We start from the raw sequence: 434 nt of genomic DNA on the forward strand, positions 1-434 counted from the left end.
GCTGGTAATGGTCGAGGTCCAGCGAGCCCTGGTAGACGAAGAACTGATGACCGAAGCCGCCGCCCGGCCCGCGGCCGGCCACTCCGATCACATGCGGGCCGTGGGGCAGCATGACTTCGACGAGGATGTAGCTGGTGTCCGAGGCGAAGTAGAACTTGCGCGACTGCTCGAGGCTGTACTTGCCGACGCTCATGTCCGACATGCGCGCCAGGATCGGGAACTGCAGCGCGTTGATCGATGCGGACTTGCCGAGGTTGTTGGCGCCGTAGACCGACAGCGGGTTTTCCAGCGGAAAGATGCCGAGGCTGTAGCCGGCGGTGTTCAGCAGGGCGAAGCGGCGGATGCCGTAGCGTTCCTGGCTCATGCTTCAAGCTCCTTTTCGGCGGCGATGGCGCGGGCTATGGCGTCTTCTTCGGATTCTTCCTGCTGCTCTT

Annotated in this window: 1 pseudogene; it reads right to left on the bottom strand. The window is 63.4% G+C overall.

Annotated elements, in window-relative coordinates:
- Positions 1-364 (bottom strand): annotated as a pseudogene (locus J5M56_RS25715) (chromosome partitioning protein ParA); the annotation flags it as partial.
- Positions 365-434: the final 70 nt, after the last annotated feature.

It is taken from the genome of Pseudomonas sp. 51_B (assembly GCF_017491595.1).
In the GTDB taxonomy this organism is placed as follows: domain Bacteria; phylum Pseudomonadota; class Gammaproteobacteria; order Pseudomonadales; family Pseudomonadaceae; genus Aquipseudomonas; species Aquipseudomonas promysalinigenes.